The sequence below is a fragment of the Cellvibrio sp. genome, from assembly GCF_053579595.1.
Window position 1 is genome coordinate 1 of record NZ_JBRFPI010000342.1, and the last position, 5,021, is coordinate 5,021.

Sequence of the window (5,021 nt, forward strand, 5' to 3'; positions counted from 1 at the left end):
CTGGTTTTGGTTTCAGGGGGAGAATTTGGAAAGAGCGCATCCACTGGCGCTACTACCTGCGCCGGTTGTTTGGGGTCCTTTACGCAAATAATTAACCAACCCAAATCGCCTTTACCGTATTGACGCGCCTCATCAAAATAATCGTAGTGCATCAGCATAGCGCTGGTGTCAGCACTTTTGCTTTTCGCCTCATAAATCCCTTCGATTACAAATTCCCATGTTGTACTACCCCCCTCGCGAGGAAACATACCCATCAGCGGAATGCGATCGCCAATTTTCCATTTGAATCGATCAACCAAGGCTTTGCCAATAACAACGCCGATACGATTTTTCTTCCATGCCTGCATCTGTGCTTCCGGCAAGGTGATCATTTCTTTGTAAATTTCAAAATAGTCTTCGGCAACAATGGGGAATTGTGGAAACTGGTTTTTGGGATCCTGGTAGTAACCACCAAACCAGTTGGCGGAAGTTGCCCTGTCCACCCCCTCCAATGCTTGTACCTTTGGCAAATAAGCCTCTGGCAACGCCTGGATCAAACTGATTTTATTAATACTGACCAAGCGGTCTTCACCCGCAATTTCAGCACCCTGATCAAAAGCCGCCGCCAAACTGCGGAGCAAACCAAATAATAAAAATGCAATCATGATCGATAGCACTGTCAAAATGGTGCGCGCTTTTTTGCGTCCGAGATTACTCAATAAAAATTGTAAGTAATACATGATTAGTGCCCCGTATCAGTAACGCGACCATCGTTAACCAATGCACCTTTGTCCATATGCAGTATGTGACGGGCATGATCTGCGGCGCGTGGATCATGGGTTACCATGATGATAGTTTTTTGCTGCTGTTGATTCAGGGTTTGCAGGAGTGAGAGAATTTCATCTGCCGTGGCGCGATCCAAATCCCCTGTAGGTTCATCGCACAATAATAAATCCGGGTCACTCACCAGCGCGCGCGCAATCGCCACACGCTGCTCCTGACCGCCCGATAATTCACTCGGATAGTGTTTGGCACGATTAGACAGCCCCACCAACTCCAATGCTGCAGCAACATGATGTTTACGCTGCTTGCTCGACAAGCTGGTTAACAGCAGGGGTAGTTCGACATTTTTTTCCGCGGTCAATACCGGCATTAAATTATAAAATTGGAAAATAAAACCCACATGGCGCGCGCGCCATTTGGTGAGTTGCGATGAGGACATCTGATCGAGCCGCTGGCCGCCAATCATTAACTCACCGGCACTGGGCTTATCCAGACCACCGAGTAGATTTAACAAGGTCGTTTTACCTGAACCTGAAGGCCCCATTAGCGCAAGGAAATCACCGCGCCGAATATCCAGATCGAGCCTGGATAATACGTTGACCTGTTCTTTGCCTTTTTTATAGGCTTTGGAAATACCTTTTAATTGCACCAGCAGTTCACCGGCAGCCTGTGATTGAGTTGCGAGAGCCGTCATAAATCCTCCAGGATGTTAGACCAGAACAAGAGACAAAAAATAAATCGGAAATAGCGGTGAAGCGACAAACAGAAACAAATCAGTAGACAATTTTTTATTTTTATTCGCTTGCACTGGCCGCAATGCGGCCAGCGATAGGGATATTAATTACAACTCAACTTTGGCGCCGTCTTTTAATTCCGGGATAATTTCCACTACAAAATCTTCACCTGCGCGCAAACCACTACCAATATAAATATCAGTGCCATAGCTGGCTTTCAGTGTCACTTTACGCAGCTCGGCCACACCGTCTTTCACCACAAAAATAAATTTGTCTTCACCTTCAGAGCGCACGGCAGTGATAGGTACACGCACACCTAGCGGTTCTTTCGGTTTCTCTTCAGCAACAGGCTCTGCATTCATAAACGCCACTTTCACCCCCATATCGGGCAGGATACGCGGGTCGCTCACCTGAAACCCGATGCGCACTTTTACTGTGGCTTTTTGGCGATCGGCAGTGGGAATAATCGCAATCACTTTTGCAGGAATTTTCCACTCGGGATAAGCTTCCAACACCGCTTGTACAAATTGCCCGTCACGCACACGCTGGATGTAGGATTCATTCACGTCTACCTCAATTTCCAGCGAGGCCATATCGACAATCGTACAAATGCCGGTGCGGGTAAAACCACCGCCGGCGGATATCGGCGAAATCATTTCGCCTGGCTGTGAATCCTTGCTAATCACTACACCGGTGAAGGGTGCACGCAGGGTGAGATCATCGAGATTTTGCTGCTGCAATGCCAAGCGCTTTTGGCTCACGGCAATATCGGCCTCACGCGAATTTAATTGTGCGCGCAATGACTCAAAATCCGCGCGCGCTTTATCCAATGCCGCCGCGCTGATTAATTGGCGACGCGCCAATTCAGTGTTGCGCTCCAGGGTTAACTTCGCCTCGGTCAAGCGCGCTTGGGTTTCGGCCACCTGGGTTTTGGCCGAGTGCAATTCCGCCTTACTTAATTCCAGTGATTTGCGCGTATTGGAGTCATCCAGCAGCGCCACGATTTGGTCTTTTTCGACGCGCTGCCCCTCTTCGATATAAATCTCTGCGACTTTACCGGTCACCTTGGATGACACTGTCGCAGTGCGGCGCGCAACAACATAACCGGTCGCATCCAACACAGTAGCGGACGAGGAATCGGGTACAGCCATACGCGCCATTTCAATTTTCACTTTAATGGGAGCCGGTTCGGTAAACACGGCAAATCCAGTTACAACCAATGCCACTGCGGCTGCAATGCCTATCCACAAACGGGTATTACCGTTGCCATCGGTTGGTTGGTTGCGATCTATACGCAGCTGCGATAAAAGCTCTTCTTTATTCGTCACAATATGCTCTGCTCGTGGTCGTTTGAGGTGGAAAAACTAACAGTGATTATGCGGTTGATTAGCACGCATGACCAGAGCCAGAGCTTGGGGTTTTGAATTTCCAGTGCATATCCCTGCCCATGGTGTGTTGTTATGGGGGCAGGATAGCGGGGGATGCATTGACTGCAACAGCAGCCAATGTCACGGAAATGCGATGACAATTATCACCAGAAAGCGCTTAAAGCGAGGGTTTGAAATCTGCCATTTCGGCAGGCAGGATCGGATTCTTCAGCTTGATCATGGCACGCGCAGGCAAATTAACTGCCGCTAAATCGGCGGCAAAATAGCGATTGAAAATTTTATCCAGCTCGCCGTTAGCACTGATAGTTTGCAGCCCTTCAGTCACGCGTGCAGCGAGGGCTTTATTGTCAGGATTCACGTAAAAAACGAGCGGAAATGGATAAAACACTAACAGGGAGGAATCCACAATCAACTTTCCAGATTTGGCAGCGCGCTCGTTAAATACACCAGTGACTTCATTAGCCCCAAAGGTTACATAATCGAATTCATTGTTTTCCAAACGGGTGAAAAGATCATCAAAACTGCCCTTCTCTTCCACCTTGTATCCATTGTGACGAAAGAGTTCTGCATCGGCCCAGGTGCTGGGAATTCCCATACGCAGCTGCTGCAATTGTTGAGCGGATTTAATTGCGGCAAATTTTTCTTTATCGGCGGCGCGAATAATTAAAATGCGATAGCCCAACAACCCTTTCATCAGCGGCAGCGGAATCAGGATTTTCTTTTCATTTGCCAATTTGGCATTACCTGCGACTGTGCCGAAAATATCAAAACCTTTACTGCGGAAAACACTGGCTTCATCCGCAGCGAGCGGATAATCAGTTTTATCTTCCTGCAATTGATAGTGACCATGTGCTACCGTAGTGGCATTGAGTGCAGCCTCCAATATCTCGCGCTCGTACTGCTGACGCGATGCGGTTTTGTTGCCATTCCATAGCTTTATGGGTGTCATTGCACCCACATCTGAGGACTGCTCTGGCGCTGCGAATGAGCCAAGACTGACGCATCCGATTATCGCAAACGCAATCAGATTTTTTATGCTTAATAAAATGGAACCGGTTTGATATTGAGCCGACATAGTTGAATCTCCCGATAATTATTATTGATTAAATACACAGCGTCGAAAACGAAACAGGGCGCAGCTTGATTCAAGTGCGCCCTGTTAACGATAACAAAATGTTCGCAATTCGTCAGAAGGGAATATCGTCATCAAACGAATCAAAACCTGCTGGCTGTTGCGGTGGAGTGTTGTGCTGGGGCGCTGCCTGTTGTGGCGCGCGCGCTGGCTGTTGGACGCCCTGGTTGTAACCGCCTTGTGCAGGTGCATTGTTGTATTGCGGAGTCTGGTCAAAACCACCCGCCAAAGCCGCTGCGCCCATTCCTGCGCCGCCACCCATACCGGTGTTTTCGCCGCGGCCATCGAGCATTTGCATTTCGCTGGCGACAATTTCAGTGGTGTAGCGATCAGTGCCATCTTGCGCCTGCCATTTACGGGTACGCAATGAACCTTCGATATACACTTTGGAGCCTTTTTTCAGATACTCGCCGGCAATCTCGCCCAGGCGATTAAAAAATACTACGCGGTGCCATTCAGTACGCTCTTGCGGTTGACCGGTATTTTTGTCCTTCCATGTTTCCGATGTCGCTACGCTGACGTTGGTGACCGCGCCGCCGGAGGGCATATATTTCACTTCGGGGTCTTGCCCGATATTGCCGATCAAAATTACTTTGTTAATACCACGAGCCATAATGAATTCCTCTTGATTTACCGTGTATTCGCCTTCTGTTTTTGTACTTCAGCGACTTTCAAGTTAAGGGTTATTGCCCCCTGCGGGGCGTCGGACACTTTACACTTCATCCACTATCGCCGCCAGTTGTTTGCGATCCACGCGGCGCTGGTCAACTTTCAGATAAACGGTATTTTCCGAGGCGACTATCACCACTTCGGCCACGCCATCTACCGCGCGCAATTTATCCGCGAGCGCTTGATGGTCTTGCCCGCGCAAGGGGATAAGCACGCTGGCGAGAAAGTGTGGCGGCTTCATCGACCAGGCGACCGCCAGCCAAATCAAGACCAGCACTGCATTGAGCAGAAACACCGCATTGGCACTATGTTCCTGCAGCAACCATCCTCCCAAAG

At 49.2% G+C, this 5,021-nt stretch carries 5 protein-coding genes and 1 pseudogene; all 6 read right to left on the reverse strand.

What is annotated here, in order from left to right; genetic code table 11:
• Positions 1-719, reverse strand: a 719-nt coding sequence (locus ACWA6V_RS17195) for an ABC transporter permease (protein ID WP_449523644.1), incomplete at its 3' end; no start/stop codon positions are given.
• A gap of 2 nt (positions 720-721) precedes the next feature.
• Positions 722-1,456 carry an ABC transporter ATP-binding protein gene (locus ACWA6V_RS17200; protein WP_449523645.1) on the reverse strand — a complete coding sequence of 245 codons (735 nt, stop codon included), beginning with the start codon at positions 1,454-1,456 and terminating at the stop codon, positions 722-724.
• 147 nt (positions 1,457-1,603) lie between these two features.
• A complete protein-coding gene (locus ACWA6V_RS17205; protein WP_449523646.1) occupies positions 1,604-2,824 on the reverse strand; it encodes an efflux RND transporter periplasmic adaptor subunit in 1,221 nt (406 codons plus the stop codon).
• A 217-nt stretch (positions 2,825-3,041) separates the two neighbouring features.
• Positions 3,042-3,959, reverse strand: a complete 918-nt coding sequence (locus ACWA6V_RS17210) for a substrate-binding periplasmic protein (RefSeq protein WP_449523647.1) — start codon at positions 3,957-3,959, stop codon at positions 3,042-3,044.
• A 112-nt stretch (positions 3,960-4,071) separates the two neighbouring features.
• A complete protein-coding gene (gene ssb, locus ACWA6V_RS17215) occupies positions 4,072-4,629 on the reverse strand; it encodes a single-stranded DNA-binding protein (RefSeq protein ID WP_449523648.1) in 558 nt (185 codons plus the stop codon).
• 99 nt (positions 4,630-4,728) lie between these two features.
• A pseudogene (locus tag ACWA6V_RS17220) lies at positions 4,729-5,021 on the reverse strand (MFS transporter); the annotation flags it as partial.